This window comes from Paraburkholderia suaedae, assembly GCF_040812055.1.
GTDB lineage: Bacteria > Pseudomonadota > Gammaproteobacteria > Burkholderiales > Burkholderiaceae > Paraburkholderia.
This window is the reverse complement of the sequence record NZ_JBFOAH010000050.1, coordinates 1-26,918: the sequence shown is the minus strand read 5'-3', so window position 1 is coordinate 26,918 and position 26,918 is coordinate 1. Positions and strand designations below refer to the sequence as shown.

Here is a 26,918-nt window from a genome sequence, read left to right as displayed (position 1 = left end):
GCATCATGAAGGCGGTTTGGTCGGTGCCTGGAGTCGTCTGGCAAAATTGCTCCCGGAGATCAGGTGACAGAGAAACTTAGGGTAGGCTAAAAATTACTAATTGTCAGACAAATGTACACCATCCCGCCCCAATGATTCCGGTTGTTGGGAAATTTTTTTACAGTCTTGTAATATGTACTTATTTACTCACGACGACCCACGTGTAGGGCAGGCGCATGCCGGCCGGCAAATTAGCCCAGCCCTTGGAAGGACAGCCGTCCACCGGCAGTCCAGTGGGCGACCTTCCGATCTTTGACAATGTCGATCACACACAGGCTGGTCATAAAAAAACACAAACGCACTGCGGGCTGTGGTGACAGAGCCCATGTCTGGGCGAGACGAATGCGAACGGATCGCTCAAACGGAAGTCACCGTCGGGCGTAGGTGAGTCTGCCGAATCATCGGTCGTGGCTTTACAAAATGGCGGCTCGTCGCTCGTCAATAGACGGTCGCCAACCGACTGCGAAAGACCGCTCGTGGCCCGAAGTGAGTCCGACGCTGCCGCTGCCCGCCCCTCGTCTTGGTCGACCGAAGGCACCTATGCCGCGAGCCGATGTTCGTAATATGGACGGTCGCGATCGTCGAGGATCGCGTGCAGCGCCGCCAGATTCTTAGAGTCCGGGTTAAGCCACGCGTCAATGTTCTTCGGCTTGATCGGGACAATACAGCGGTCGTGGCCCGCCGCAGCAACCTCGGGTGGCGGCTCGTCGGTAATCGCCGCAAATGAAAGGAGGTCCGGCTCGCCCGGTGCCTTCCAGTGCGACCACAGACAGGCGACCAGCATTTCCCCGCCGGCATTGGGTCGAAACTCCAACACCACGTTTTCGTCCTTCTCGCCGTCCTGCAGTTCGCGCCCTTCCATCCTGGCGCGGCTGACGTTCTCAAAGAACGCGTTGACGACCATCAGCCCGTGCGAGTAGCCGAAAAGATCGCGCCAGAAGCCTTCGAGATTGTCGCGGCGTGCATTGTAGGTGCCCGGAAACTTCGTGTCGTAGAACTTGGGCTTGCCCGCCGGCCGGCACTGGTAGCGCATCGGCTTGATTACCCGCTGGCCGTTCTCCATGACCATCACAGGTGCGTACGTGCCTGGAAAGATGCGCGAGTCGCGGCCCTGTAGTTCCGTCCGCCTCAGATCGTCGAGGCGGCGGATCGTCGCGTCGATCTTGTCCGTCGCGATGCGTTTGCTTTCTGTGGCCGCCTTGGTGGCTTTCGTTTGAAGCGTCCGTTCAGCGTCCGCAAGCCGTGTCCGCTGCCTGAACAATTCCTGCTCGAGTGCGGTGGCCTGCTCGGCGTTGAACCGGTCGATCGCGGCCTTGATCTCGCGCTGCTCCTCGGTCTGGGGGTCGGCGAACGCCGCGTCCATCGCCTTCGGAATCTTTGCCTTGCTTCCGTTGGCGCGCTCCCAGTACAGCTCCGCGAACTCCCGCAAGCTCAGCCGCGCCCCGAATGCTCTCACGAATTTTCGATAGTCCGCAACGATCTGCGCTGAATAGCACATGGCCGGCTCCGGGTTTTGAGACGGTTCTATGATACCGCCGCAAGTCCGGGATACACTGTACGTTTATACAGTGGTTATCATGGGTCTTTTCAATTCTTCAGAAACCGACCGCCCCTGCCGTTCATGTGAGCATTGGGGCGGTGACATTGCCGGCGGATCTCATGCGTTGTGCGTACGCCGTGATCGCCGGCAGGTCCAAGCGGACCCCGAGACGGGCTGCGTCTACTGGGTCCACGCAATTGGATCTGATGACGAATCGCCAAGGCCGCAACGTTTATTTCGGACGGCGGTTGTATTGAAGCGACACTGAGCGTCGTGCCGCAGTATGAATGCGTAAAGCCCCGAAGTTAAAGGTTTGCTTAACTCGTGCCGATAATCAAGAGCCGCCGCGATAATGAACCGCACGACGCCTCACAATGTTTTCCCAGAGCGTCAATGCGCGGGCGACGCCAGCACTTAACGCAATTAGCTTATTGCATTCCTCCCAACACAGAAACCATGCGCAAATTTATCCTCACAGTCGTCGCCGCGCTCAGCCTCACGGCATGCTCCGACAAGCCGGCGGTCTATGTGGCAGACCATCTGACCGCAGCAGCCACGCCGGCGGGCACCACCGTAACGCTGACGCTAAACAAGTTTAGCGATGTCAAAAATGCGACCGGGGACGGCACGATGGACATCGTAAAGACGCCGGGAAGTCAAGCTAACGTAAAGGAGGGGCACTACCAAGTCCAGTGGCAGGCTTTGCGAAATGTCGGCCAGGTTATCGTCAAAGTGCCAGAAGCTCAAGACAGCATTGTTCTCGGGCCGCCTCTGCTCCCGCTGAGCGACTCGTTTGACTGTGTGAACTGTGAGGTCGCCAATCGCGCCGGTCAACTTGGGTTCCTTCCCGGGTCTTTCGTTCACCAAACTCAATAAAATCAAACTGGCCGAGCTCCGATCCGCGTGACTAACGGCAAGTCCACTGATCGGATCCGTACGGTCCCGCCTCCTGATCGAAGGCAACGGAATAGATGTCAGAAAAGCCCTGCCGGCACCGCTGCGTCATCCCAACTGAAGATGATCACTTCCTTGCGAGCGGTCTCCCGACCGCCACCTCCGACTGTGTATTTGATGTCGACGGTCTCGATATGGAAGCCATCGAACGCCCGCCTGACATCCGGATGATCGTTCAGACTGACGATCGCCCTTCCCTTGATCGCCCGCAGACGTCTCGCCATTTCCTCGTACTCAGCATAGGGAAAGGCCACGCCATATCCTTCTGTCTCCCAGTACGGGGGGTCCAGATAAAATAGCGTGTGCGGCCGGTCGTACTTGTCGATACAGGTTTTCCAGTCAAGCCGCTCGACGAACGTATTCGATAGACGCAGATGCGCGGCCGACAACGTCTCTTCCAGCCTGAGCAGATTGAGACCGGGAGGCGTAGTCGTCGCCGTCCCGAACGACTGACTCTCGACCTTCCCACCAAAGCAATTTTGCTGCAGGTAATAGAAGCGGGCCGCACGCTGGATGTCGGTGAGCGTCTCAGGAACGGTGTCCTGCAACCACTTGAACACCTGGCGGCTCGTAAGCGCCCATTTGAACTGGCGCACGAATTCTTCCAGGTGATGCTGCACGACGCGGTACAGGTTCACCAGCTCGCCGTTGATGTCGTTGATCACTTCGACCTTCGCCGGCGGCCTCATGAAGTACAACGCGGCCCCGCCCGCGAAGACCTCGACGTAGCATTCGTGCGCAGGAAAGCGCGGAATGAGATGGTCCGCGAGGCGACGCTTGCCCCCGATCCACGGGACGATTGGTGTTGCCATGAATGAATTGCCTTTTCTTTTTAAGTTAGAATTCGGCCCGCCTACCGGTAGGTGTCAGGGCCTTGGCTAATTCACTGGGCTGTTCAGTGGAAAGGCGACCACGAGCATGCGCTAACATGCTCGTGGCCGCCCTGTCTTTTTACGCGTAACTGAGCCGGGTCAAAACTGGCCTTGGTACGGCCGCAAACTTCATCCGCGGCTGTCGCTCGGCACGCGCGGGTCGCTCTGCATTTTCCCGCGGAACCAGGAGGCGATGCCGAGTGGCGCCGCCATGGTAGTCATCACTGCCGCCTCCGCGCCGAGCATGCCGGGCAGCTGCGCGAGCACCGCCGGGTCGATGCAGAAGAACATCACGCCCGCGTACGCGGCGCCGACTGTCATGCCAGCGGATAGGCCCAAAAGTCCGAAGCAGAAGCCGATGAACGGGCGCCAGGTGTACGTCGGCCAGTGATCGGACTTCGCCTCAACCTGCATCGTCTGGTTGACCACCGCCGTGTTGGCCTGATCCGCGGCGAGTTCGGCCTTTTCGACATCAGCGGCGATTTGTGCGAGCTGCGCCTGCTGGTCGAGCACCGCTTTCTGATACTGCATCGCCAGATTCGGATCCGACTGGATGGCGGCAAGCGCGGCGTCGGGCGCAGACTGCCCTGTCACAGTCTGGGCGATGCTGACCACTTTGCTGGCGACGTCTTCGGCCTTCGAGCCGCCGAGCCAGCCGGCGATCATCGGTACGAAGTGCGCGAGCGCCATTGCGATGGGGATAAGCGGCATCATGCAGCTCCTTTCATGAGGTTGTTTGCAATACGGTTGACCCAACCTTTGCTAAAGGTGAGCCAGGTCCGCAGTGATGTGAAATAGCGCAGGCGCAGCGCGTTCCAGCGCAGCATGAACCGCAGTGGATCTGTGGCCTGCACAGCTGCGATGGTTGCTGGCCCAATCAGACCGTCGACCTTCGCGCCGGCCGCGCCCTGCATCCAGATCACCGGATGGCCGCCGTTGTAGTTCGCGTCGAAGATCTGGAAAGCCACGCGCGGGTCGAGCTCGTCGAGCCGCAGCGGATCCCAATACAGCTTCTTTGCGATCGCCTTCGCCGTGTCGCGCGGCAAGTCCTTCATCTGTCCGGTGAAGCCAGCCGCTCGTGCGACGCGCGCAGTGACGCCCCACATCGTTTCGCCGCCCGGATCAGCCGGGTTGTTCGAGTAGCCGCCCTCGTTGCCGATCAGCGCATCGAAAGCGTCATCAAAACTGCTCATCACCGCCCTCCTCATGTCGCAGAATCTTGTCGCGAATCAAAACGTATAGCTGAAGAACGGTGTAGACGGCCGTAACCCAGAGCACGAAACTCGGCAGCGATTCGGTGATCGCCTGTATTGCGCTCACTGCGACGGGAGGTGCGACTTTTACAACGCTGGCGACCGTGTCGTTTTGAATCATCAAGGCCTCAAATAGAAAAACCCGCCAAATGACGGGTCAGAGAGTTGGTGAGCCTTTGCGGGATCAGTGAGGCAGTGTTGCGTTAGCCAGGCAGTGCCCGGCCCCGAACAGTGCGTCGATACATGGCGCCGCGATCTTCGCCCAGCGCTTGCCCTGAATCAGCGCGTTACCGGTGCGCGTCGAGATGGTCTCGCCTCGAGCGCCGCCGAACAGCGCATTGCCGCACTCGTCTTGCGCAACGGCCATCGACAGCGCGCGATCTGTCGAGCCGAACGCCGCCTGACACAGCATCGCAATCGACAGGATCGGCGCGGCAAGCGTGCACAGCGCCCATACCATCAGCAGCTTGAGTCGGCTCATGATCATGCCGGCCATGCGAGGGTTGGCAATTCCGGCTCGATGTCCGCATAGCCGGTCGGAGTAGCGCGCTTGCCGGAAGTAACATCGGCGAGGATCGAATACAGCGTGTTCCACGTCGCATCGCGCGCTGTCACTGCATAGCCACCCTCTTTCGCAAACTGCGCGACCGATGACGCGGCATAAGTGCATGCGCTCAGGATGCCGTCGTAGTTGCGCGTCTTCGCGAAGTCGTCGAGGCGTTGCTGGGTCCGCTGGACGACGGACGCCTGTAACTGCTGCTGCGAGAACGCCTGAGCGGCGGCGACCTGATCGGCCGTCATGTCAGTGACGACCCAAGCCGTCACCCAATTGCCGCCTGCGTCCTGCGTCACGCCATTGCGCGCGACCGTCTGCGTGGCCGTCACCGTCGGCGCCGGCGCCTCAAGCACAGCATCAGCGCCCGCAAATTCAAGCGCGTCAGCCGTCAAAGGCGACGGCAGCACACTGTCAGGATGCGCCGCGCGCAGTTCCGCTTCAGATACGACTGCGCCAGTGGCGCGGATGCGATATTCCATGATGGTCCCTATGCGATGGCGAGAAAGATGTAGGTGCCGCCGTTAGTGTTGACGAGCGCGTTTGACGTGAGCCCGAAGCCGACGGATTGCGGCGTGAGCAGATCGGTGGTCGAGTTTTGGCTACCTTGGGGCCAATCAAGTGCGCCGTAGGGATCATTGCCGACCACTATGCCGCTCAATGAGTTGAGCACAAGCCAATCGCCGGTCGCATCTGTCCTCTTGATGAGCAAAAAACGCACACCGTTTGTAAAGCCGCAATTGATCGTCTGCGTTGCGCCGTTCCCGGTATAGCTTCCGATCTTGCTGACGCCCGCTACTTCGCCAAACAGGTAGGCGACATAGTTCACACCGCCGCCACCACCGATGCTGAATTGCGTTGATGTCGGACCAGTCCCAAAGATGCCCGACGACGCCGCCTGCGCCGCACCTGTATTGAGAACAACATAGTTGTTTGGCCCAAGTGACGCGTGATAGGTATACCAGTCTTGAGTAGTACTGCGCGCCTTGGTTATGACCAGCTTGGGGGCTACTCCGAGACTGTGGGCGTATGCCTGTGTTGCTCCGGTTCCTGCATAGCATACGATGTCGAAGACGCCGGGGGCGCGACGGAATAACCAGTCGATATACAGGTAACTATTTGAATTGACCTGTTGCAAAGCCGAATCCGCGCCGAACGTGCACCCATTCTGGTCGAATGAAGTCACTGAATCCGCTGCGGTAGACTCACCACTTGGAGACCCAGGTGAGAGACATTTATAAATCCCCCTTAGCCGATCAAATATACCCGGTGCGGCGCCTCCATTAAACCTTACATACGAGATCAAAAGGTCTGGCGGAAATCCAGCCCCTGTCAGGCTAACCGGTGCGCTCTGTCCAACATTAGTAACCGCGTTATATACACTCGCCCCGCTCGTCGGCGTGCGCATCGGGCCGCGTCGGATGGCGAGGTAGATGTAGGTGGTAGACGCAGCAAGACCAGCACCGCCGCCGTCAATCGTGAATCCTGTCGAGTTTGGATGAAGGCCAGCTTGCCCCGTTGCTTCGTTAGTGTTTGAATTTGCATAGAGAACGGAGTTTCCGTTTCCCGTTGCAACGGATCCGCGGGCGCTATCTTGGAGGATCCAGAAGGTAGAAGTGCCTGTTGCACCTTTCACTAGCGTGAACTGTGGCTCCCATCCTAGAGTAACCGTTGCCAGCCCACTTGCATCCGTCGTGAACGTCCCACACTGCACGATCCCATTGGCGGTATCGGGGTCGTGCGCCCACACGTAGGCGACATAGGTCGCGCCGCTGAGATTGGCGTTGCCCGACACCGAGAACGTCGTCGCGCTCGTGCCCGTAACCTGCGTGAAGGAAGCGGTCTGCGCGGCGGTCTGCTCGAGATATAGATCGCCCGTTGCCGAGCGGTGCCACACGGCCCACGGTCCAGTCGAGTCGCGGCGCTTGGCCGTCACCATGCCGGGCGCGATTCCGAGTGCGTGCGGAATCTGCCGGTTGCCGGTGCCGTCGCCGGTCCAGGTCACTACGTCGAAGAACTTGGGGGCGCGGCGGAAGGTCCACCCGACATAGTTCGCGCCGGAAGAATTCGTATATCCGCCACCAGCATCAGGTAATGTGTATCCATTGCTGTTGAACGACAGAAGTGTTTGCGAATTTTGGGCGCCCGCGGATTCCGTGTTTAGAAATTTCGCATTACCACACACTGTGTCCACCAAAGCACCATTCATCGATCCGAATGCACCACTTCGCCATTTGCTCCAAACCAAGCCACCCTTCGTCAGATCGATCCCGTTTGAGATCGTCTGCGTCGCTCCGTTCCCCGTATAGATAGAGGCCGAAAACACATCCTCCACACACGCCTTGCCCAGCGCCCCCGCAGCGGCCAATAGTGCGCGATGACTCATGCGACCGCCTTGCCGAGAACGAACACGGCCCACGCCGACAAGCCGGCGTCATACGCCACGCCCAGCCAGTCCACGCCAGAGGATGTCAGCGTGCCGAGCGAGCCGCCGGGATACTTCGTGCCTGCCGGGAACGAAAGCGTGAATGCCCCACCGTTCGTGACCTTCAGCAGGATCACTTGCGAGGTGTTCGCCGCCGGCGGATTCGTGAACGAGAGCGTGACCGCTGCGGTGGGCGTGAACGAGTAAGCTTGCGCCGCCGAGCAGTCGATTGATACTGCGCCAGTCACATTGCCGAGCGCGGTTGACGCGGTGTCCATCGCCGTGAAGTGCGCCTTGCCTCCAAACGTCGCGCCGCTCACGAGCAGCTGCGTGAGCGTCTTCCAGATGGACGTGCTGCCATCAGTCGACAGGATCTTGCCGGCGTTGCCCGTGACAGACGGCAGTGGCGCAGATGCAGCTGCAGCCTGCGCGCTGGCGAGCGCATTGGCGGCGCTCGTTGCTGCGGCCCCCGCGGAGGTATTTGCGTTCCCGGCCGAGGTCGACGCAGCGGACGCCGAGTTGAACGCGTTTGTCGCGCTCACCCCTGCTGCGCTCGCCGTGCTCAGGATCCAGTTCGCGATCGCAATGATCTGCGTGAACATCGGCAGCAAGCGCACACGAAAGCCGCCATTGGCGAGGCCGGTCGTCGCGTTGCTGTCGTCAGTGACGGTCGAGCCATCGCCGCCGACGTTGGTCGGGAAAGTAACTTGGTTCGTCATCAGGACGTTTCCTCGATTTCAAATGCGTTGCTGTTGTTGTTTAGAAACACGGTGGTGATCGGATTGAGCGCGCGCATGCGGCCAACGAACGACTGGCGGATCAGGTTCAGTGCGTCGGTCGGATCCCAGGCGACAAGAAGCTCGCCGTCCATGCCCAACGTTCGCTGCATCTCAAACACCGTCGCCTTCGCCTCTGCATCACTCAGGAACCCAAGCGAGAACTTGTCGACTCGACGAGGGCTTTTCCGGTCGAAGTACGGGGTGCCGCCCAGCGAGCGCGCAACCTTCGTATCCGTTTCCCAATTGAAAGACGCGCCGTATGACATGTTGTTGGCGGGCTGCCAGCCGGGCGACAGGAACAGCCGGCCGAACTGCAGATACCCTGCAGCGTTCGTCGCATCGCTGAACAGCACCTTGACGTAGCGCGCGAGCACAATGCTTGGCAGAAGGTCGAGCAGGATGCCCGGATAGCCCGCGCGGGCGTCCTGCGCGATCGTGCCTTCCCACCAGTTGTCGTCTTCCCATTCGAGCGTGCCGAATGGATAGACGACCGGCCATGCAACCTGCCAGCCCGAGTCGTATTTGTTGGACGCGAACGTCGGATCGTCGCCCATCAGCACGCGCCACTGCCCTTGCGTGCTCATGTTGTGGCTCACGAGCGAGACGACCTGTAGCTTGCGATCCTTGCCGAGGTCGATGCTGAACTGCGTGTTCGCCGTCGCGCTGTCGGTCGTGCGGGCGACGCGCGCGAGACGCCGGTCCTGCAGGTTCGTGAGCGGCGCCTGCCAGTTGCCGCCCGACAGCGTCGCGCCGTCCGTCAGGTTCGGATATGCGAGTAGGACATTTGCCACATCATCCCCATAGCGTGAGTGTTGCAAGATGCGTATCGGCGCCTGCGTCCACGCCGACCACCACCATCAGCTTCGACGGCAGGCCGTACCGCGGATACGTGAACGCGACCACCGTGCCGAGGTCGAGCGTGCCGAGCTGCGAGAGGTCAATGTCGACGGTCAGCAGCATCCGGCGACTGAACAGCGCGAGTCGTCGGTTCGCTTCTGCCAGCGCATCGACTGCGTTGACGAGCACGGTGCCAAACGACTGAGCAGTCGCCGACGGCCATGCGGCCTGCACGGTTGCGCTCGTTGCGATCTGGCTGCGAGAGTCCTGCGAGATCCACGTGCGCCGGTCGACGGTGACGCTGCCGGCCGGTTGGTTCTGCACCGTGTAGTTTTTCGCGTAGGTGATCGTGACCTGATAGAAGGGAATCCCTGCCTCCTTCACGTTCACCTGCTCGAGCACGACATCATCGAAGGTCGCCGCCGGCGCGCCGGTCGGCGCAGTCACGCGCCCCATGTGCAACGCGCCGAACCGGTCGAACGAGTAGTACGCGCCGATGCTGCCCGCGATGGCATCCATCAGCGACTGACTCGTGACCTGGCCGTCAGCCCACACGCCGCACGGCGCCGCGGTCAGCGCGTTGAGCGCGGTCACATCTGTCGCGCTGATGTCGGCGGACGTGAAGCCAGCATCGAGCGCGATCTGCTGCATGAGACTGGCCGCCGCCGTCGTGCCACTGGTCGCATCGCATGTCACCTGCGACGCGGGACTTGCGCCGAGCCGGAAATAGCCCTGAAAGCGCCGGTAATGGCCTGACAGGGGCTGCGTCGATTGCAGCGTCGCGAGGTCGGGATAGTCCGCATCCTGGGTGAGCAAGACGCCGTTGTCATACACCGCCGTGATCGAGCAGTTCGACTGATCGGACGCCTGGTAAATCAGGTTGGACGTATTGACACATTTCGGCGCGATGTTCAGCACCGAGCCATAGACTCGCGGCTTGTACTGGCCCGCGAGGTCGTTGGCCGTTCCGTCGATGCCGTTCGGCAGCACATTGGTGCCGCCGTACGTCGGGCGCTGCTGCGTGAGCGTGAGCTTTTGCAGGCGATCATTGACCACCAGGCTAAGCGTCGTCGTGTTGCTGACCTTCACGTCGCTCAGCGTGCCGGACGCTGTCACCGTCCATGTGCTGAATGGCGTGCCACTCGCGCCGACACGCATCACGAACGCCCGACCGTCGAAGGCATAGTCGGTCAGCAGGTAATCGATCCCCCCGTCGCTGTTCTCCAGAACGATCTCGCCGGGTGTCGACTGCGACGCGCCAAAGCTCGCCTGTGCGGTGTTGAAAAGGGACCGCGCAAAGTGCGGGGGTGCACTCAAACGCGGCTCGTAATAGGCGTTTGCCGGCGTGTCGGATGGCAGAGTCATAAACCCGTCGTCGGAAAAGCGAAGGGTCTGCAACGTGCCGTCCGACAGCCTGTAGCCAGTCGCATCAATGGCTATCGTCACTTGATTTTGCTCGTGTGATTGGCGGTGCGCGATGCCGCATCGACAGCGTTTTGCAGATGCCGCGACTGCTTGCTCAGCTCCGACTTGCTCTCCCCGTGCTGCTGGTCTGCCTGCTGCAAACGGGCGACGCCTACAGCAACGAGCTGCTCCATCATCTGCGCCATCTCTGCGCGCATCGCCTTAACCTCATTGATGAGCGCAGCGTTATCGCTATTTCCGAAGCGCGACCAGTCACCGCTCAACATCCGCGACAACTTCTGATTGTTCGTCGACGTCACCACCGCCTCGCCCTTGTGGAGCTCGGCGCGGTATCCGTCGAACGGCACGCTATCCAGACCACCGGCGTGCGATCCGTTGACCGCATTCCAGCCATACGTACCGTTCGCGCCGATCGTCATGCCAAGCGCCGCCTTGGTCGCATCAGAAACACCGCCCGGCATCGACGCCTGCCAGTCGCCAACGCTGTAGCCGCCCATCGGGCCATACGGGTTCGCAGCGCTATACGGGATCAGGCCATTGACGGCCGTCGCCTGCACTTGCGCCGCGTTCAGATTGCCTCCCGCTGCGCCCCCATAGGTGTTGGCAGCCGCCGTGCTCGACGCTGTGCCGCCTGCTGCGAAGTACTCCTTCAACGCATCAGCAAGCGATTGCGTCGTCTGGTTCAGGTTCAAAATCCCCTGCACCATCTGGTTCGTCGCATTGAGCTGCTGCTGCGCAGCGCTCAGCTGCTGCTGCGCCACCGCGATGTTCGCGCTGAGCGCCTGCTGGACCTCGTTGTAGTCATCGACATAGGCCTGCGAACTTGCGTTGTATGCCTGCGAGGCCGTGAGAAAGTCCTGAGCGATCTGCGGCAAGTTACTTTGGGCCGTGGCATCACCAGCGGCCGCGCTCGCCGACGTCGTTTCGAACAACTGTTTTTCGGCGAGGTATTTGTCCTGCGGTGAGAGCGTCGACAGAGACCCGAGCGACAACGACTGTTTCAGGCTCGTCAGCGAACTGATGAACTGGTTGATCGAGTCGATGTTCGCCTGAATCGCCTTCGACTGCGTGTCGTAGGCAGTCTGCACATCGCCAAGCGCCGTTTGCAGGTTCTGTGTCGCCGCCTGCTGCGCTGCCTGCGTGGCCTGATCGGCTGCCGACGTTACCTGCGCAAAGGATGGTGCAAGCGCAAGCAATGCGTTTTGCAGATCCTTGGCCGGCTGCGACGACGTGTCCATGTGCTCGACCAGCGTCTGGAAATCGGCGTTCGTCTTCGGCATCGCGACACCAAGCGCGTTGAACTGATCCTGCAACTGCCTGGTGTTCATCGCCAGCTGCTGCGTCGGCGTGTAGACAGCGCTGAAATACTGATTCCACAGCGACTGTTGCGCATCGGCCGCCTGCTTCATTGCCTGCGTGTACTGGTCGAAAGCCGGTGCCAGCGCCATGAGAGCGGCAAACGTGTTTTGCCCTGCGGTTGTCGTCAGGTCGAGCGACGTAACCACGGCGCGAAACGCATCCTTCGATTTCGGCAGCACCAGGCCAAGCGACGCGAAAGTTTGCGTCATCTGGCTCTGCGCCTGCGCAAGCTGCTCCGAGCCGCTGTAATACGCCTTGACGTAGGCCGATACCTCCGAATTGAAACTGTCGATGCCGCCGGCCGCGGCAATGAGGTTCAGGCGAACCTGCGTGCCGGCAAGGCCCACCGCACCGAACGCCTGCGTCATCGTCTTGCCGAGCAAATCAGCAAGCGTGTTCGTCGACGTGAACACGCCAGTCAGGCGAATTGCAGTTTGCGTCAGCGACTCGCCGGTCTGCTGGTATTGTTCAAGCGGAACGACCGCGTCGACCAGGCCATTCGACAGATCCGTTAGCGACTTCGTGACGTTCGTCTGATCGCGCCAGTCGTTGCGGATGCTGTAATTAAACGCCGACAACTTGCCCTGCAGGCCATCAATGCCGCCGATGGCACCGGAAAGCTGATTGATGACCGCAACCGTGCCCACGACAGTGCCGTTGATGAGGTCGAGCTGATCTTGCGTCGCAGGCGTATTGACAGTGCCGTGAGCATCGCTACGGAAAAAGCCGCCCTTCGCGGTCCAGTCCGTGAAGTCCTGCCCCTGGAAACCGTTGGCTACCGTCACATTGCCATCGACGCCAGCGCTGTCTACCGTCGGATCTTTGCGTCCGAACAGGCGTGAAAACGTCGACGCGCCGGTCAGAATATTTGCGATACCCGACGGAATGCCGATTGCCTTTGCCAGATCGTACGAGGCCATGGTTGCCGAGCCGAGCACTTTGCCGGTGCCGCTCATCGAGCCGTTGTCGGGATTCCATCCCTGCCCCATCAACTTCGCGTCAGCCGCCATGCCGGCCAAAATCCAGCCGACCACAGGAACCCAACCCATAGACGAGGCCGCGCTGGTCAGCCCAGCGCCCGCGCCGAATGTCGATGTGCCACTCGCGCCGACGCCTTCAGCAGTGGCAATGCCGGAGGTGGACGATGCCACCATGCCGCCAATGTCGGTAGCTGCACCGCCCATACCTGTAGCAAGTGTTCCACCAATCGCAGACGCCGCGCCAGAAGTCATCCCGGCCGTTGTCCCGCTCGCGCCGAGCATATTGGCGATGTAGCCATAGCCCTTCGTTAGTGCGCTGTATCCGGTCGACAGGTTGTTCATGCCCCCCATCGCCTTGCCGGCCATGCCGTTGTTTTGCAGAATCTGCGCCTGAAGATCGCTGCCGCCAGCAATACCAGCAATCTGCGCAATCACGCTGATCACCATCGGCTTCGCAAACGCCTTGTACAGCTCGTTCACGACCGTCGTCTCGAATGTGTTCTTCAGCGAATCCGTGAAGCTTGCCCAACCCTTCGCACCGTCGCCCAGCATTTGCAGGAAGCCGTTATGGAAATCCGTGCCGATGCCGTCGATCGTGCCCTGCCACGTCTTAACCAGATCATCCTGCTGCTTCTGGAGTTGCTTCTTGTCGTCAAGCGCAGCCTGATCGGTGGCGACTCCGCGCAGAGTTGCGGCAAGCTCCTTCTCTTTATTGATTCTGGCGTCGATAACCTTGGTATCGGCCATGTCGTCATTCCGAAGCCGCTCGGCACGATCGGCTTCCATCGTGGCGACTGCCTCGTCGGCGCGCGCGACATTTAGCTGGTCGAGCGCGGTTTTCGTCATGCCGAACGTATCGATCTGGTCCTGGAGCGACTGGTCCTGATTGTCGGCAGCGGTGATCTGCTTGTCGATCAAGTCGAGGAAAGCCTTGTTTGCCTTATCCAGGGCCTCCTGTTCCTTGCCCGCCGAGTCAGCGATACCCAGCATCCCGCTCTCGATCGCCGCCGCTGACTTCGCGTGCAGATCATCGATCTGCTTCTGGAGCGTCGCGTGCTGCGCCGCGGTAAGCTTGTGGTTGGTCAGCCCCCTGGCGAGCACGGCCGCCTCGTCGTCAAACGCTTTCGCCCGGTCTGACGCCGCCTTTACGATGTTGTCGCGCGACTGCGTGTAATAGGCGTTCTCGCTGATTCCGCCACTCTTGTACAGCGCATCGAGCTGAGTCTGTGCGCTCTTGACGTATGAAAGCTCCTGATCGAGCGAGTCCTTGATCGCCTGCACTTCGCCCTGCAGTTGTGTCCTGTCGACCAGGCCGGCGCTGCGCGACGAACCCGTCTTCTTGTCTTTGTTCTTGTCGTTGATCTTCTGCTCGTCGGCAATCTGCTGATCAGGACCGAGGCCGAGCGGCGTCGCAATGGTATCCATATACGTCTGGATCTCCTTCGCGCGCTTTTCCGCTGGCGTAGCAAACTGCGCGTTCCATGTATCGTACGCACGTCTTCCATCGATCAGCTGTTGCTGCTGGCGGTCATTTCGCGCCTTGTCCTCTGCCGTCTTCACGGCGGCCTGATAGGCGGCAACTGCCTTTTGCAACTCCGCCTCGTCATCTGGGGTCCACGACGCGCCAATGCCTGCAGTCGCGCGCTGCTTCGCTGATTGCCAGAACTGCATGTTTTGCGCAGGACTCTCTGACCCGAACTTCCCGACCGCCTCGATGGCTCCGTTGATCATGTTCCTGATTTCGCGCCAGCCGGAGAGAATGACGCCCTCATTCCTGGCGATCTCCTGGGTGCGGGCATCCATTGACGTCGAGAATGCTTCAACTGCGACCTGGGCGGCGCCGGTCGCGTCGCCCTGCTTCACCAGGGCATCGATCTGATCGTAGGTCGAGGCAGTCAGGTAGTGGTACGTATCGTTCAGCTTGACGGACGCCTTAACCGGATCTTCCGCAAGCTTCGTGAACTCGTCGACCATCTGCTTGACTGACATGCTGGTGTAGGTCGCCACATCGGCGGTGGTCCGCCCGAGATCCGAAATCTCATTGGCGGTCAGTTTGCCGGTCGCGGCCAGCTGCGTGACCGCATCGGCAGCAGTATTGAAGGTAGCGCCACCAGCAGTAGCCGCCTGCGCCATCGAACGCAGCCCGTCCACCGTCGTGCCGGCATAGTTTCCGGTCAGCACCAAAGCCTCGTTCATCGCATCGTTCTGATGCGCCACCATCACCATCGCGGCGCCTGCCGCAACAATCGGTACGGCAATGGCCGCGATGGCCAGAGCCGTGCCCGACGTGAGGGCCCCCAGCAGATCCATGCGCTCGGCGAGCACCATCGCGCTTTGATCGAACCGACCGAAGTTGCCGTTGGCGAGATCATTGGCGAGGCGCAGGATTTCCGTGCGCGCACCGGCCGTCCCCAGACCGAAATGACTCATCCCGGCGCCAGCGGTCTCCGCCGCGCCTGCGATTTCGCTCAGGGCGGTCCGGTTCGTGCCGATGTCGGCAAGCGCTTTTTTGTAGTCTGCGGACGAAACCGATCCGGACCTGAACGCCCGCTCGAGCTGCGCCTGCTGGTCTGCCAGACGCCGAAGCTCGACCACGGCCTGATCCGCCTTGATTCCGCTGAGCGCCTGCTGATACTGCTCCGTCGTTACCTGACCCGACTTGTAAGCATCGTCGAGCAGCGCCTGATCCGCAGAGAGCTTGCGCGTCGCCGCGCCAAGCGGATCATATTTGGCGGTCAGCGCATTGAGCGCCTGGAGCCGCTTGTCCTCGTCTTTCCCGAGCGCCGCGAGCGCCGCGTCGTATTCCTGCATCGAGAGCTTGCCGGTCGCCATCGCGCGATCGAGCCGGGAATACTGGTCGCCAAGCGTCGCGAATGTCGCATTGCCCTGCGCCATGGTCGTGCGCAGCGCCTGCATCTCATCATTCATGAGCACCGTTGCACGCTGGGTGTCGATCATCGCCTGCGTCTGGGCCGCCACATTAGCCCGCACCTGATCAGCGGATGCACCGAGCGCCCCCATGCCATCCGCGGCACTCTGCGACGCGGACGCAACCTGCTGCAACCCTTGCTGGGCTTCGAGTGACCGCGCGACCATATCCTTGATGCGGGCGGTCGCCTGGTCTTCCGACTCGGCGAGCGCCGCCGCGCCGGCCGACGCACGCGCCATTGATGCGCCGAGATCGTCATTGGCCGCCGACATGTCGCCGACGCTCTTCCTGTAGGAACCCATCGCCCGCGTGACCGCACGCTCGATGTCGTTGCCCATCTTGAGCGCTGCCTGGCTGCTGCGATCGGCGCCCAGCTCGAACTCAGCATAGTCGAGCGAGACCTTGGCAATCAGGGAACCGAGAGAGGGCATAGGCTTGGGATGTAAAAAAGCCCGCATGCAGCGGGCGTTGGACAACTAAGGAGATTGCTGCGCTTCTTCGCGCGCACGGATCACGTCGAGTGCTTCGGCCTCCATCAGCCGAAGCCAGGGGAACAGCTTGACGCGCTTTTTGGAGCTGAAGCCCATCAGGCGCAGCGCCGACTCAACGAGCGCGTAATCGAGACCGAGCGTTTGGGGCGGTCCCATCGGTCCCGCCAGATACCGCCACTGCCCCGACAGCGCGACGAAGGTCTCAAAGACCTCCCAGTTCTCCCGCCATACATGGCAATGCTCGGTGGAAGACTGCGCGCGCGCCGCATCGACTGCCTCACGCGGCGCGCCCGCCGCCTCGAGCGCGGCGACCACTGAATCATCGGCAGCGAAATCATCGGGCTTGTCGCCAGCCCAATAACGCGCCACCTCGATCAGTTTTTTTCGCGGGCCACCACAATGCTTTCCCAGAAGCCCTTGACCAGCGCGAACGACGCGGCGGGAATCTGCAGCAGGGCATCGAAGTTCTCTTCGTTGAACGCGATCGCCGCGCCGTCGTCATCGGTCACGCCCGACCAGCCGGTGATGACTTCCTGCAGCACTTCCTTGCCAGTCTTGCCGCGCAGATCTTCCAGCCTGTCATTCGAGCAGCGCCTGAACGTGACCTTGAAATCATGCTTTTCCACCTTGCCGTTTTCTCCGACGAGCTGGACTTCGATCTTCTGCTGGTAGGTTTCCGATTGGGCGAGTTTGAATGCCATGCCTGAATTCCCTTTAATTTGTGAGCAGCCCGCAGCGCGGGCTTGAACAGTGCGTACGGAGACGGCGCGGGCCGCGCCGCGCTGGTTTACTTGACCGTGATGACGATCTCGTCATTGCCGACTACCGGCACGAACGTCAGGTTCAGGCCCAGCATGGCGGTGCCGTTCTGGTCGCTGTATGCCGGGTTAGTCGCCTGCACAGCAGGACCATCGATCTGGACGATGTTGCCGGCGGTCTTGCCGTGCGTGATCGTGAGCGGGCCCGTGACGGCGTCGCGCACTGCAGCCCACCAGTCTTTTGTTGCGACCGAGTCGAGCTGGATCGTCGCGCTGCCCGCCGGCTTGCGATCGGTGATGTCGACGGATTCCTGCTTAACCAGATTCCGGTAATTGACCGAGTTGGCGACGTCGATCGAGAGCGCCTGCAGCGGCGAACTTGCCCCCTGGAAAGACCAGTTCGGGGTATTCGCCTTGTTCACGACGAGCGGCTTCTGGAACTGCGTGTAATCCACGCCCGCCGGCATGGCCTGATCGACAACGTCGCTATACAGCCCCGTGAACTTGAACTTCATCACCGGGATACTCTTTGCCGTCATGTCGATCGCAACTGTGCCGCGGCCGGAGGTCATCTTGTGGAACAGACCGTCCAGGAAGTAGTACAGCGTGACGGTCGGCAGGTTGTCGGAGATCGGCTCGTACTTGACGTTATCGCCCGCGGTGATCGTCTCCGAAAATCCGCACGCCTGAATCAGTGCACCCCACGCGGGTGCCGTGCCCGCCGCACCAGCGCCGGCGAGCTCGATCTCGAAGTCAAGCTGGCCGTGGATGGCGGTGGGCAACTGCTCGCTATTGCCGAGGTACGGGCGCATGACATCGCGGCTGGCAAACTCGGCGGTCGGCGTGTAGGTGCAGTTGCGCGCGAGAATCGCGTTCAATGCTGCGGTCGGGACTGCATCCGTGCCGACGACCGTCTCGATGACCGCCAGAATCAGGGTCTTGCGTGTGAGTTTAGACATGAGGGTCCTCAAATAAAAAAGCCCGCTGGTGCGGGCGCATAAGCGGGCTAATGCTCGGTTTCAAAAACGGCGGGTTCGCAGCTTCAGCAAGATCAGGTACGCGTACACCGCCGCGTTCCCCTCGTACTGGCTGTCTCCCTCCGATTCGATGATGATGAAATCGTCCATCTGCTCGAAGGTGGCGACGATCTGATCGCGCAGCACGCCAATCGCATCGGTATCGCGATCGAGAATCGCCACCGTGACGGTGTGCAGATCGTATCCACCGCCCAGCACCCAGCCGTCCTCTTCCTCGGTGTGCACCGAGTAGACGATCGACGGCCATGTCGGGTTTTGCGGCAATTCGACGTTGTAGGTGTTCGGCAGAATTGCGCTCAGGGCGGCATAGACATCTTCTTTCAGACTCATGCCGCACCGTCTGCAATAAACTTCGCGACTCGCGCGTTCATCGCGGCAAGCGCCTCGTCCGACTTGCGCTCGAACGCGGGCCCAATGAAAGCCATTGGCTGGATGCCCGGGTTGCGCACCTTCATGGCAAAGACGGCCTTGCCATCGGACTCGAAAGCCAGCTTGCGTGCCTTCGGTGCCGCCTGGTCGTGCGCCTTCGTGCCGAATTCCAGATACCACCAGTAGAACGGGTCATCGACATACGCCTTGCGGATACTGCCGTCCGCGCGCACTGAAAACTCGACCTTCGCCTTGCTTCCGAGCGCCCGGCCGTGCCGCACACCAAGGTTGTATTGCGCAACGCCCGGCGGCGGATTGCTCTCCCGCTTCACCGCAATGTTGTTGATCAGCGCGCCGGTGAGCCTCAAGCCCTTGGACGCAGCGATCGCTATCGCCTCGCGCTTGATCACGTTCGCGCCGGCGAGACACGCAGAGAACGCGACCTTTTTCTGCATATCGTCTTTCAGGGATGCAATCTTCGAGCTGAGCGCACTCAGCCCGGCAATGCTGTTGGGATTCGCCATCACGCTCCATCCTTTGCGCCGCTGTCGCAAGTAATGACCATCCGGTCGTGCGCATCGAGCACATCGTTTATGTGGACGATGCCGTAATACCTGCCTTTGAAAGACACTCGCATCGTCTCGTCGATGTCCGTACGCGGACGGATCGTGAACTCCGTACGGGCGACCGACACGATGCCGCCGTACTTTCCGGTCGCATCCTTTTCGACGCCGGAGAGGTGGCGAACACCGGCCCAGACAGTGGCAACTGCGACCCACGCCTGCACCGCCAGTCCCCCGGTGCGGTTCCTCGCGGCGCCCGGCTGTTCGATCACGATCCTGCGATTGAGGGTGCCCGCTTTCATTCAGAACCTCGGCGGAACGGTAATGGGAGCGAGAAGCGCGTCCGCGAAGCCCGACGGCATTTCCTCAATCGCCTGCCGCCCCAGCGCAAGCGCGAACAGCTCGCGCTGGTCGTAGGCCCATCCCGCGGCAAGCAGCATCCACCAACGAACAGTCGGGAAGTGGGTGAGATCGGCGCCTGCCTGATATGTAATCGTCACCGCCGACGCCTTCGGCCATGGGGTTGTGCCGATGGGTGCCAGACGCGTCTCGCGCCCCTCCTGGATGACTTCATACAGCGACGGATCAAGCACCACCGTGCCGCCCGATGCTGAACGCCACGTGACACTGTCAACGGCGGTGACCTGACCGATCGACAACGGGAAATCGCCCGCGGGGAATGCCGGAAGCCGCTCCGTGTATCGCGCCTTTCGAATGGCGGCGCCAGTCTTCGTTTCGGCCGCCTGCCGGGCGCCAGGTATCACGACCGACACGACGAAATCGCGTTCGTCTTCGCCGTCGATACGTGCTTGCGCCGCGACATCTTCAAAGCTGAGCGGCTCGGCGGCGTCAAGGTACTCAACGAGAACAGCGGCCATCCCGGTTACCCCTTGCCGGCAGCCGACTTCGACGCGTCGCCCCTGGCGGCCGCTTTCGCCTCTTTGGCGTCTTGCGCCTCCGGAATGTGTTCCTCGGCGATGCCCGCGTCGATCAGCCGTTGGGCGTGCGCCTCACCAAATCCGGTGATGTCGCCCGGCGTGTACTCCCGATGGTGGCGCCTGATTTTGACCAGCTTCATGCGTTTGCTCCGACGAACGGCCCGCCTGAACGAGCGCGGGCCAGATGATCACGATTGATCGCTTACGCGCCCCAGGTCACGCCAGTCAGCACAGCAATCGACTCGACGTGGCGCGGGCCGAAGTCGTTTTTCGCGATCACGCGAATAAGCGTCTGGTCGCGCTGGAATGCGCTCACGACATTGCCTTCGCTGTCCTTGTAGGTCGCCTCCTTGCTGTAGTCGATCTCGAGCGTCTCTTCCTCGCCGATGAACAGATCGCCGAAGTCCGCGAAATAGATTTCCGACTCATTGGTGCCGACGCCGAGCGTGATCGGCACCTGCGTGGTCTTGCCGACCGGGTAGCCCTTCAGCATTCCGCTGTCGAGTTCCGGGTAGACCTTGTTGCCGTTTCCGTCGCGCATCCCCGACAGGTAGCGGAAGACACGCGGCGCCATGATCCAGCCCGGGGTCGTCAGATTGGCATCCGCATTTTCGAGCGCGAGAATGGCCTTGTTCAGGTCAGTCTCGACCTTCTGCAGCGTCAACCCATCGCTTGCGGGGATGAGGTTGCCGGCCAGCGCCCAGAAGCGCAGGCCCTTCGGCGTGTTGGCCGTGCCGTCATCGCGGATGAACGCCTTGTCCTCGCGCGCACCGATGGCACCAGTCAGGTCGGCGATCACGATCTGATCGACGTTCGGGTTCACGCCCGCATACTTGATCAGGTCATTCGAGATGGGCACCAGCGCGGCCAGCTTCTTCGCCGTCAGTTGCAGATCATCGAACTGCTGTTCCGTCGCGGGCATATCGCTGTCGGCCCCGATATAACCGACGACCGCGCCACCTTTGAGGCGCGGAATGGTGATGTTGCCGTTCGAGATCGGCAACGTGCGGGCGCCGAGCTTTCGCACCACCGATTTCGGGCGCAGCAGCTCGATCACCTCGCTCGACAGGTTCGCCGGCACCAGAATGCCGCCCGCGCTCGACGTGAGCGTGTTCAGCGACATGGCGACTTCCTCGCCAAAACCGCGCTCGATGGCGAGCTTCGAGGCGAGCTGCGCATCGCCGCGCGCGGCAGCCAGCGCGCGGACCATGCGGGCCATCTTCGCGCCCTTTACCTCGGGTGCCTTCGGTTGAGCCGGAACGCTCGGGGCAGCGGGCGCCGCGATGGCGGCCGGCGTCGGGTCCACGGCGACAGCAGCAGCGGCCGCCATGCGCTCGGCGGCCTCGGCGCGCTCGATCTGAGCCGTGATGTCGGTAAATTTCGCACCCAGATTCGTGAATTCGGTGTGCTGCTCGGCCGATAGTGCTGTGCCGCCGGCCTCGATAGCGGCCAGCGCCTGGACCTGCTGGTTGATATTGGCGCGTTCGCGGCGAAGTTCATTGATGTTCAAGGTGATCTCCAATAAAAAAGCCGCCCGAAGGCGGCGGTACTCGACTGAGACGCGAACGCGCTCAAGTTCGAATCGGGTGGGTCTCAGGTTCGAATCGGGTGGGTCAGTACGTGGTCAGTAGGTGGTCCGCATGTTCATCGCCGCAGCCTGGGCGGCCACGCTTCTACGCGGCGCCGTCCGCGACTGGCGATCTGCCCGCGATGCACGGACCTCAGAAGCGATCCGGTTGACTGCCGCCTGCGGCGTCTCGACGCTATCGGCAAGCCCCGCGTCCACGCCCTGCCTGCCGAAGAAGATCCCCGCCTGGGTGGCCATGACCGCCTGCGTGCTCAGGCCGCGGAAGTTCGCGATCGCATCGACAAACTGCTGGTAGCTGTTCTGGACCATGCCGGTGAGGAACTGCAGCGACTGGTCACTGAGCGGCGCGTGCGGCGTCAGGTCATTCTTGTGGTCGCCGGCATAGACCGACGTGACCTTGACCCCCTGCTGCTCGTCGCGCCTGGAGACGTCAAGGTGGTTCGCAATCACGCCGATCGAGCCCACACCCGAAGTCTGGCTGACGATCACGTTCGAGGCGGCGGCCGCGATGAGATAGCCGCCCGAGAAAGCGGAGAAATTGACGATCGCCGTGATGGGCTTCATCTGCGCGGCCGCGCGGATGTCGTTAGCCAGCTCAAATGCGCCGGTCGCGCTGCCACCGTTGCTGTCGATGTCAAGGATGATGTGCTCGACCGCGGGATCTGCGGCAGCCTGGTTCACCGAAGAGCGCAGGCCTTCGTAGCTCGTCATCGGTTCGCACGGATTCATGTGCGCCGAGCGCGACACAAGGATGCCCGATACGGGGATGATGTCCAGACCCGTATCCGCTACCACGGCTCGACGCCGGTCTGCCGCTGTCGCCAGCTGCGCGCCCCCGGCGTAGTCGTCGTCCTCCATGATCTTCGGCTCGGCGCCATGCACGGACAGGTTGACGATGTTCAGGTGCAGCGCCTGATTGGCCCATTGCACGGCCAGCGACATCATCTGGTCGCTGACGAGCTGAGGCTGGTTGAAGATCAGGCTCGCGAGTCTGAGGTGAGGTTTCACGAAAGGATCCTTTGAATGTCGTCGACTGCGAGTTTGGTCGGCCCGCTCCCAGCAGTGGGCACCGGAATCGGCTTTGACGCGTCCACCATGTTGAGAGGACTCAGATACACGTCGCCACCCTTGACCGGCGGCATGTTTTCCAGACGCCGGATGTCATTGATCGACAGCCAGCCCCACTGCCGCCCCACTGCGTAGGCCGCATAGCGTGATGCCTGGTCACCGCGCAGCAGGCCGGCGACGTTGTATTCAATGAAATACTGCTTGCGCTCCGACGGCAGCAGCAGATCCCGCGTCTTCGCCTGCTCGTGGCGCTTGATCCACGGCAGCAGCGTGTAGATGACGAACTGGATTTCCTGATGTTCGATGTTGCTGAACGTTGCCCGCTCCAGCTCATTGACCATGTGAGCCGGAATCTTGTAGATCCGCGCGATGTCGATGGTCGACAGCCGCAGCGCCTCGATCAGGGCCGCATCCACATTGGTCATCGACAAAGGCTTGAACGTCATCCCTTCCTGCAGGAACGCCACTTTTTTCGCGTTCCCTGACCCGCCAAACTTGGCCGCCCACGCATCCGTGATCTTGTCGATCGATGCCTGGTCCTTGATCGGCGTACCGGGCCGCTCGATCACGCCGGACAGGGCCGTGCCGTTCATGAACGACTTCCCCGCGTACTGCTGGATGGCCTGCGCATGACCGATGGCATTCGCGTGCAGCATGACCGGCGAGAGCCCCGTGTATCCGTTGATCGACATCCAGCGCACGTGATGCACCAGCCGTTGCGGCATGGGATCCGACCCATACACGCGATACACGGGCATCAGGTCAGAGCCCTTCATGACCGTCACGGCCTCGTGGTCTAGCGGATACAGCCCCTGCACTACCCCGGACGAGTCGCGGTCGATAAAACTGTAGCTGTTGCCGCGCAAGCCGACGGCGATCTGTGCCTGCTCCTGATACTCAAACGGCGTCTGCCACGGATTAGGCTGATACTTCAGGATCGTGTACAACGGATGGTCGACAGCAGGAACGCGATCCTCGCCCGAGCGCTCATAGATCTCGATTGGCAGTTGCGCGATGCTTTCGGCCAGCAGCGAGACGCAGTTTTGCAGCACTGTCAGGGAGAGCGCAGAAGCGGCGGTGACGACCTGCCCGGCATCAGACCGGGCACTGCCCATCAGTGCGGACACCCAGCCGGACGAACCCATCTGGGTTATCGCGAGGCTCGATAGAAGCTGCTTGCTGAAGAACATGACTTATTTCTCTTGCGGCGCGGTGAGCGCAACGCGCGCGGCCGCACGGTCAGCCAGATATGCCCAGCACAGCAGCAATACGCCCGCGACGATCAATCCGGCAGGTACGCTGACCATCGCCACGCCCGCCACCAGCAGGGCGAAGCCGAGCATGCCGACAATCCAGGCCGAGATACCGATCAAATTCAAATTCCCACCCCCTGGTCGTAAATTGAGCCGGCATTGAGCTCCGACAGCATCGCTCTGCCGATCGCCATGATCAGTGCTACCGCACCATCAATCTTGTTGTCGTTGCCCTGCTTGATCGGGCGCACGACATCGTCGTTGCCCGGCAGGTTTTTGCCGACCACGTTACTCACGCACCACGTCATGATCGGGTTTCCATCGTGATGGAACCGGCCTGACGTAACCGCGGCCTCAAGTTCCTTCATCGGATCGGACATGTTTGTGTAGTTCTGAACGATGGTGACCGGCGTCAGCCCCTCGTCTTCGAGGTGATGCGCGAGGTTGGTTGCGCCGTGCGGGTCCATTGGGACGCACTGCACCGGGCACACCCGGTTCGCCTCGGTCGCCTCGTGCTGGATGTCGCGATAATCGATCTCGGCGCCAGCCGTTTCGAGCAGGCACCCCTGATTCACCCACTTCTGGTACCGCTCAGCCATCCGGCGGTTCTCGGTGTTCTTCACCGTGTCTTCGGGAACCCAGAACCGCGGTGCGACACTGTAATAGTGCCGCCGGCCGTCGATGTCGCGCCAGAAGAGCCGCGCCATGCTGTTCAGGTCGAGCTTGCGCGCGAGGTCGAGCGCAAGAATGCAGTCCTGCCCCTCGAACTGCTCGAGGGTTAGCGTCAGATCCTCGCAGCCCCGCCAGTCTTCGAGGTTGAAATAGCCGGTTTTGGCCGACGTCCACACGTTCAGATGCTTGGTTTTGAACGTGTTCGTGAAGCGTGCAGAGTTGATCGCGCGCTTCTGCTGGCTCTCCAGATAGTCCTGATAGACCGAGATCCCGATGTTCGGGTTGGCCTTCGCAAGCACGCGAGGGTCTGTCCACTCGTCGCCCTCGTCGATCGTCCAGATCCAGCCGAAAAGCTCATCATCGGGCACCGTGCCTTCCAGCATTTCGATGACCTGACGCCGCTTGTCATAGCACGGCCCTTCGATATTCGCGCCGGCGGTCGTGATGATGAACATCAGCGGTTGCCGCCGTGCGCCCATACCGGTCAGCATGGTCTCGTAGAGCGCCGAACTGTCATGTTCGTGATACTCGTCGACGATCGCGCAGGACGGCGATGAACCGTCGCCCGGGTTGCCGATCAGCGGCTCGAAGCGGCTGCCGTCGGCGGGCTTGTTCAGGTTCGATGCGTTCACCTCGATCCCGGCCGCATCGATTAACAGCGGCGAGCGCTTCACCATCAGGCGCGCGGGCCGGAAAACCTCCCACGCCTGCTTCTCGGTGGTTGCACCGGCGTAGACCTCCGCCCCAAACTCATCATCCATCAGGAACATGCCGAGGCCGACGCCGGCCGCAATGACCGATTTACCGTTCTTTCGGGGCACTTCCCAGTAGCTTTCACGAAACCGGCGCTTGCCGGTGCGCTTGTTCAGCCACCCGAAAGTGACCATCAGGCCGAATATCTGCCACGGCTCGAGCGTTACGAGCTGGCGCTTGAAACCCCACTCGCCCTTCACGTGCGGCATCAGCTCGATCAGCGCGATCTTGCGTTCCGCCGCCGCCGCATCGAATTTCCACCTGAATTCTTTCTTGCGGCTCGCCGCGATGTCGTCGAGGTGCCGCTGGCACGCGAGCACCACGAAGCGACCGGCTGGCTTCTTTCCGCGCACGACATCACGCGCGAACTGGAGCCCTCGCTCCACCCGCGAAATCGTTGTCGCCATCAGGTTTAGCCGCCGAGCAATGCGGCAAAAGGATTGCCGCTGTCTTTTTTCTTGCCGCCAGTCATGCTCTGCCGGCTGGATGGGTCAAGGCCGAGCAGTGAGCCGAGTGTCGCCATTTGCCGGACCGCCTCGTTCGCTACGGTTGCAGCGGGATTCTTCATCGGGCCGCCCTGCGCGCCGGCAACCACGATTCCGTTTTTCTCCATGTCGTCCTCCGCGAGCCGCAACCGGGAATACGCCATGCAAAACGCTTCGAGGTTATGCAGATCCGTGACCTGCATGATCTTGTTGGCACACAACGCTGGCGCCACCCGGTCCCACATCTCGGCCGCGTGGCCCCTGATCCAGACGGGGCACTCAATATTGGTTGCGAGACCAAAGTCGGGCTCGTCCTTGTTTAGCGCCCGCTTGCCGGGGTTGCCGGCCAGTTCCTTTATGGCCGTTGGCTTGGCGCGGCGCCCGGAGCGACCTTTGACACCGGCCATTTTCTTCTCCGTTTGCAATCGTTTTTCGCCAGTCTGGCGTTGTAACTATTACGCGTTGTGACCGCCCCGAGGCCGCAAACCCGATTTTCATTTTTCGCGGTCGTAAAAATCAAACCAAACACGCGGTCCTATGACCGATCCGCCCGAGGTTTTGGCACCCCCCACCCATGGCCGCCCGACCACCTGAGCGGGCGCCTCGTGGCCCTCCCAAGCCTGCGCGCATCCGCTCAAGACCCCTCCGCGATTCGACCGGCCACAGCGCCTGCACGTCGCTCCGTCGCGGTCTTCGCCTTATGGCAATCGATGCAGATCGTCTGCAGGTTCGAATGGTCATCAGAGCCGCCGCGCGCCTTTGCTGCGACGTGGTCAACATGCGTGCCGCGCGCGACGCGCCCCGCGCGCAGGCATGGCTGGCACAGGCCAGCGTCGCGCTGCAGGATCTGCTTGCGGAGTTTGTCCCATGCCGTGCCGTATCCACGCTGGTGGCGATTGCCCCGCTCCCGATCTGCCTTCCAGTTGGTTGCCTCGCTCGCATGTGAGGCGCAATAGCTTGAACCGCCAGGAACAAGTGCCGCGCATCCGCGATGCTTG

The 26,918-nt window shown here is 61.4% G+C and carries 28 protein-coding genes; 1 reads left to right on the top strand and 27 read right to left on the bottom strand.

Annotated elements, in window-relative coordinates; genetic code table 11:
- Positions 1 to 577: 577 nt before the first annotated feature.
- On the bottom strand, positions 578 to 1,537 hold the full coding sequence (locus ABQJ48_RS35600) for an SOS response-associated peptidase family protein (protein WP_367842595.1): 960 nt from the start codon (positions 1,535 to 1,537) through the stop codon (positions 578 to 580).
- 498 nt (positions 1,538 to 2,035) lie between these two features.
- Between ABQJ48_RS35600 and ABQJ48_RS35595 the strand changes: the two genes are divergently transcribed.
- Positions 2,036 to 2,455, top strand: coding sequence for a hypothetical protein (locus ABQJ48_RS35595; RefSeq protein ID WP_367842594.1), 420 nt, complete (start codon positions 2,036 to 2,038; stop codon positions 2,453 to 2,455).
- Between the two features lie 98 nt (positions 2,456 to 2,553).
- On the opposite strand, the gene ABQJ48_RS35590 is transcribed toward ABQJ48_RS35595, so the two are convergent.
- The 26 genes from ABQJ48_RS35590 to ABQJ48_RS35465 all read right to left on the bottom strand — a co-directional run.
- Complete coding sequence (locus tag ABQJ48_RS35590) at positions 2,554 to 3,345, bottom strand: DNA adenine methylase (protein WP_367842593.1); 792 nt, start codon at positions 3,343 to 3,345, stop codon at positions 2,554 to 2,556.
- Positions 3,346 to 3,534: 189 nt separating this feature from the next.
- On the bottom strand, positions 3,535 to 4,119 hold the full coding sequence (locus ABQJ48_RS35585) for a hypothetical protein (RefSeq protein WP_367842592.1): 585 nt from the start codon (positions 4,117 to 4,119) through the stop codon (positions 3,535 to 3,537).
- Complete coding sequence (locus tag ABQJ48_RS35580) at positions 4,116 to 4,598, bottom strand: glycoside hydrolase family 108 protein (protein WP_367842591.1); 483 nt, start codon at positions 4,596 to 4,598, stop codon at positions 4,116 to 4,118. Before ABQJ48_RS35580 ends, ABQJ48_RS35585 begins: the two co-directional genes overlap by 4 nt.
- Complete coding sequence (locus ABQJ48_RS35575; protein ID WP_367842590.1) at positions 4,585 to 4,779, bottom strand: hypothetical protein; 195 nt, start codon at positions 4,777 to 4,779, stop codon at positions 4,585 to 4,587. The genes ABQJ48_RS35580 and ABQJ48_RS35575 overlap by 14 nt, the downstream gene beginning before the upstream one ends.
- A 63-nt stretch (positions 4,780 to 4,842) precedes the next feature.
- Positions 4,843 to 5,139 carry a hypothetical protein gene (locus ABQJ48_RS35570; RefSeq protein WP_367842589.1) on the bottom strand — a complete coding sequence of 99 codons (297 nt, stop codon included), beginning with the start codon at positions 5,137 to 5,139 and terminating at the stop codon, positions 4,843 to 4,845.
- A 2-nt stretch (positions 5,140 to 5,141) separates the two neighbouring features.
- A complete protein-coding gene (locus ABQJ48_RS35565) occupies positions 5,142 to 5,693 on the bottom strand; it encodes a hypothetical protein (protein WP_367842588.1) in 552 nt (183 codons plus the stop codon).
- 8 nt (positions 5,694 to 5,701) lie between these two features.
- On the bottom strand, positions 5,702 to 7,597 hold the full coding sequence (locus ABQJ48_RS35560) for a DUF7483 domain-containing protein (protein ID WP_367842587.1): 1,896 nt from the start codon (positions 7,595 to 7,597) through the stop codon (positions 5,702 to 5,704).
- Positions 7,594 to 8,355 carry a hypothetical protein gene (locus ABQJ48_RS35555; protein WP_367842586.1) on the bottom strand — a complete coding sequence of 254 codons (762 nt, stop codon included), beginning with the start codon at positions 8,353 to 8,355 and terminating at the stop codon, positions 7,594 to 7,596. The genes ABQJ48_RS35560 and ABQJ48_RS35555 overlap by 4 nt, the downstream gene beginning before the upstream one ends.
- Positions 8,355 to 9,206: a hypothetical protein gene (locus ABQJ48_RS35550; RefSeq protein ID WP_367842585.1), complete on the bottom strand. Its 852-nt coding sequence runs from the start codon at positions 9,204 to 9,206 to the stop codon at positions 8,355 to 8,357. Before ABQJ48_RS35550 ends, ABQJ48_RS35555 begins: the two co-directional genes overlap by 1 nt.
- A gap of 1 nt (position 9,207) precedes the next feature.
- Positions 9,208 to 10,698: a hypothetical protein gene (locus tag ABQJ48_RS35545; protein WP_367842584.1), complete on the bottom strand. Its 1,491-nt coding sequence runs from the start codon at positions 10,696 to 10,698 to the stop codon at positions 9,208 to 9,210.
- A complete protein-coding gene (locus ABQJ48_RS35540; RefSeq protein ID WP_367842583.1) occupies positions 10,695 to 16,403 on the bottom strand; it encodes a phage tail length tape measure family protein in 5,709 nt (1,902 codons plus the stop codon). The genes ABQJ48_RS35545 and ABQJ48_RS35540 overlap by 4 nt, the downstream gene beginning before the upstream one ends.
- Before the next feature lie 18 nt (positions 16,404 to 16,421).
- Positions 16,422 to 16,751 (bottom strand): DUF1799 domain-containing protein, encoded by a 330-nt coding sequence (locus ABQJ48_RS35535; RefSeq protein WP_367842582.1) that lies wholly within the window; start codon positions 16,749 to 16,751, stop codon positions 16,422 to 16,424.
- A 59-nt stretch (positions 16,752 to 16,810) separates the two neighbouring features.
- On the bottom strand, positions 16,811 to 17,137 hold the full coding sequence (locus ABQJ48_RS35530; protein ID WP_367842110.1) for a phage tail assembly chaperone: 327 nt from the start codon (positions 17,135 to 17,137) through the stop codon (positions 16,811 to 16,813).
- 86 nt (positions 17,138 to 17,223) lie between these two features.
- The gene (locus ABQJ48_RS35525) at positions 17,224 to 18,153 is read right to left on the bottom strand and encodes a phage tail tube protein (protein WP_367842581.1); all 930 of its coding nucleotides are present in this window, start codon (positions 18,151 to 18,153) and stop codon (positions 17,224 to 17,226) included.
- A 60-nt stretch (positions 18,154 to 18,213) separates the two neighbouring features.
- The gene (locus ABQJ48_RS35520) at positions 18,214 to 18,561 is read right to left on the bottom strand and encodes a hypothetical protein (protein ID WP_367842580.1); all 348 of its coding nucleotides are present in this window, start codon (positions 18,559 to 18,561) and stop codon (positions 18,214 to 18,216) included.
- Positions 18,558 to 19,124 carry a hypothetical protein gene (locus tag ABQJ48_RS35515; RefSeq protein WP_367842579.1) on the bottom strand — a complete coding sequence of 189 codons (567 nt, stop codon included), beginning with the start codon at positions 19,122 to 19,124 and terminating at the stop codon, positions 18,558 to 18,560. The genes ABQJ48_RS35520 and ABQJ48_RS35515 overlap by 4 nt, the downstream gene beginning before the upstream one ends.
- Positions 19,124 to 19,465 (bottom strand): phage head closure protein, encoded by a 342-nt coding sequence (locus ABQJ48_RS35510; RefSeq protein ID WP_367842578.1) that lies wholly within the window; start codon positions 19,463 to 19,465, stop codon positions 19,124 to 19,126. The genes ABQJ48_RS35515 and ABQJ48_RS35510 overlap by 1 nt, the downstream gene beginning before the upstream one ends.
- Positions 19,466 to 20,041 (bottom strand): head-tail connector protein, encoded by a 576-nt coding sequence (locus ABQJ48_RS35505; protein WP_367842577.1) that lies wholly within the window; start codon positions 20,039 to 20,041, stop codon positions 19,466 to 19,468. It lies immediately after the preceding gene.
- A gap of 5 nt (positions 20,042 to 20,046) precedes the next feature.
- Positions 20,047 to 20,241, bottom strand: coding sequence for a hypothetical protein (locus tag ABQJ48_RS35500; RefSeq protein WP_367842576.1), 195 nt, complete (start codon positions 20,239 to 20,241; stop codon positions 20,047 to 20,049).
- A 62-nt stretch (positions 20,242 to 20,303) separates the two neighbouring features.
- The gene (locus tag ABQJ48_RS35495; RefSeq protein WP_367842575.1) at positions 20,304 to 21,611 is read right to left on the bottom strand and encodes a phage major capsid protein; all 1,308 of its coding nucleotides are present in this window, start codon (positions 21,609 to 21,611) and stop codon (positions 20,304 to 20,306) included.
- Positions 21,612 to 21,725: 114 nt separating this feature from the next.
- Positions 21,726 to 22,697 (bottom strand): S49 family peptidase, encoded by a 972-nt coding sequence (locus ABQJ48_RS35490; RefSeq protein WP_367842574.1) that lies wholly within the window; start codon positions 22,695 to 22,697, stop codon positions 21,726 to 21,728.
- The gene (locus ABQJ48_RS35485) at positions 22,694 to 23,947 is read right to left on the bottom strand and encodes a phage portal protein (protein ID WP_367842573.1); all 1,254 of its coding nucleotides are present in this window, start codon (positions 23,945 to 23,947) and stop codon (positions 22,694 to 22,696) included. The genes ABQJ48_RS35490 and ABQJ48_RS35485 overlap by 4 nt, the downstream gene beginning before the upstream one ends.
- A 3-nt stretch (positions 23,948 to 23,950) precedes the next feature.
- Positions 23,951 to 24,136: a hypothetical protein gene (locus ABQJ48_RS35480; RefSeq protein ID WP_367842572.1), complete on the bottom strand. Its 186-nt coding sequence runs from the start codon at positions 24,134 to 24,136 to the stop codon at positions 23,951 to 23,953.
- Complete coding sequence (locus tag ABQJ48_RS35475) at positions 24,133 to 25,842, bottom strand: terminase large subunit (protein WP_367842571.1); 1,710 nt, start codon at positions 25,840 to 25,842, stop codon at positions 24,133 to 24,135. Before ABQJ48_RS35475 ends, ABQJ48_RS35480 begins: the two co-directional genes overlap by 4 nt.
- Before the next feature lie 5 nt (positions 25,843 to 25,847).
- The gene (locus ABQJ48_RS35470) at positions 25,848 to 26,327 is read right to left on the bottom strand and encodes a phage terminase small subunit P27 family (protein WP_367842570.1); all 480 of its coding nucleotides are present in this window, start codon (positions 26,325 to 26,327) and stop codon (positions 25,848 to 25,850) included.
- A gap of 227 nt (positions 26,328 to 26,554) precedes the next feature.
- The coding region (locus tag ABQJ48_RS35465) for an HNH endonuclease (RefSeq protein ID WP_367842569.1) at positions 26,555 to 26,918 on the bottom strand (364 nt) is incomplete at its 5' end.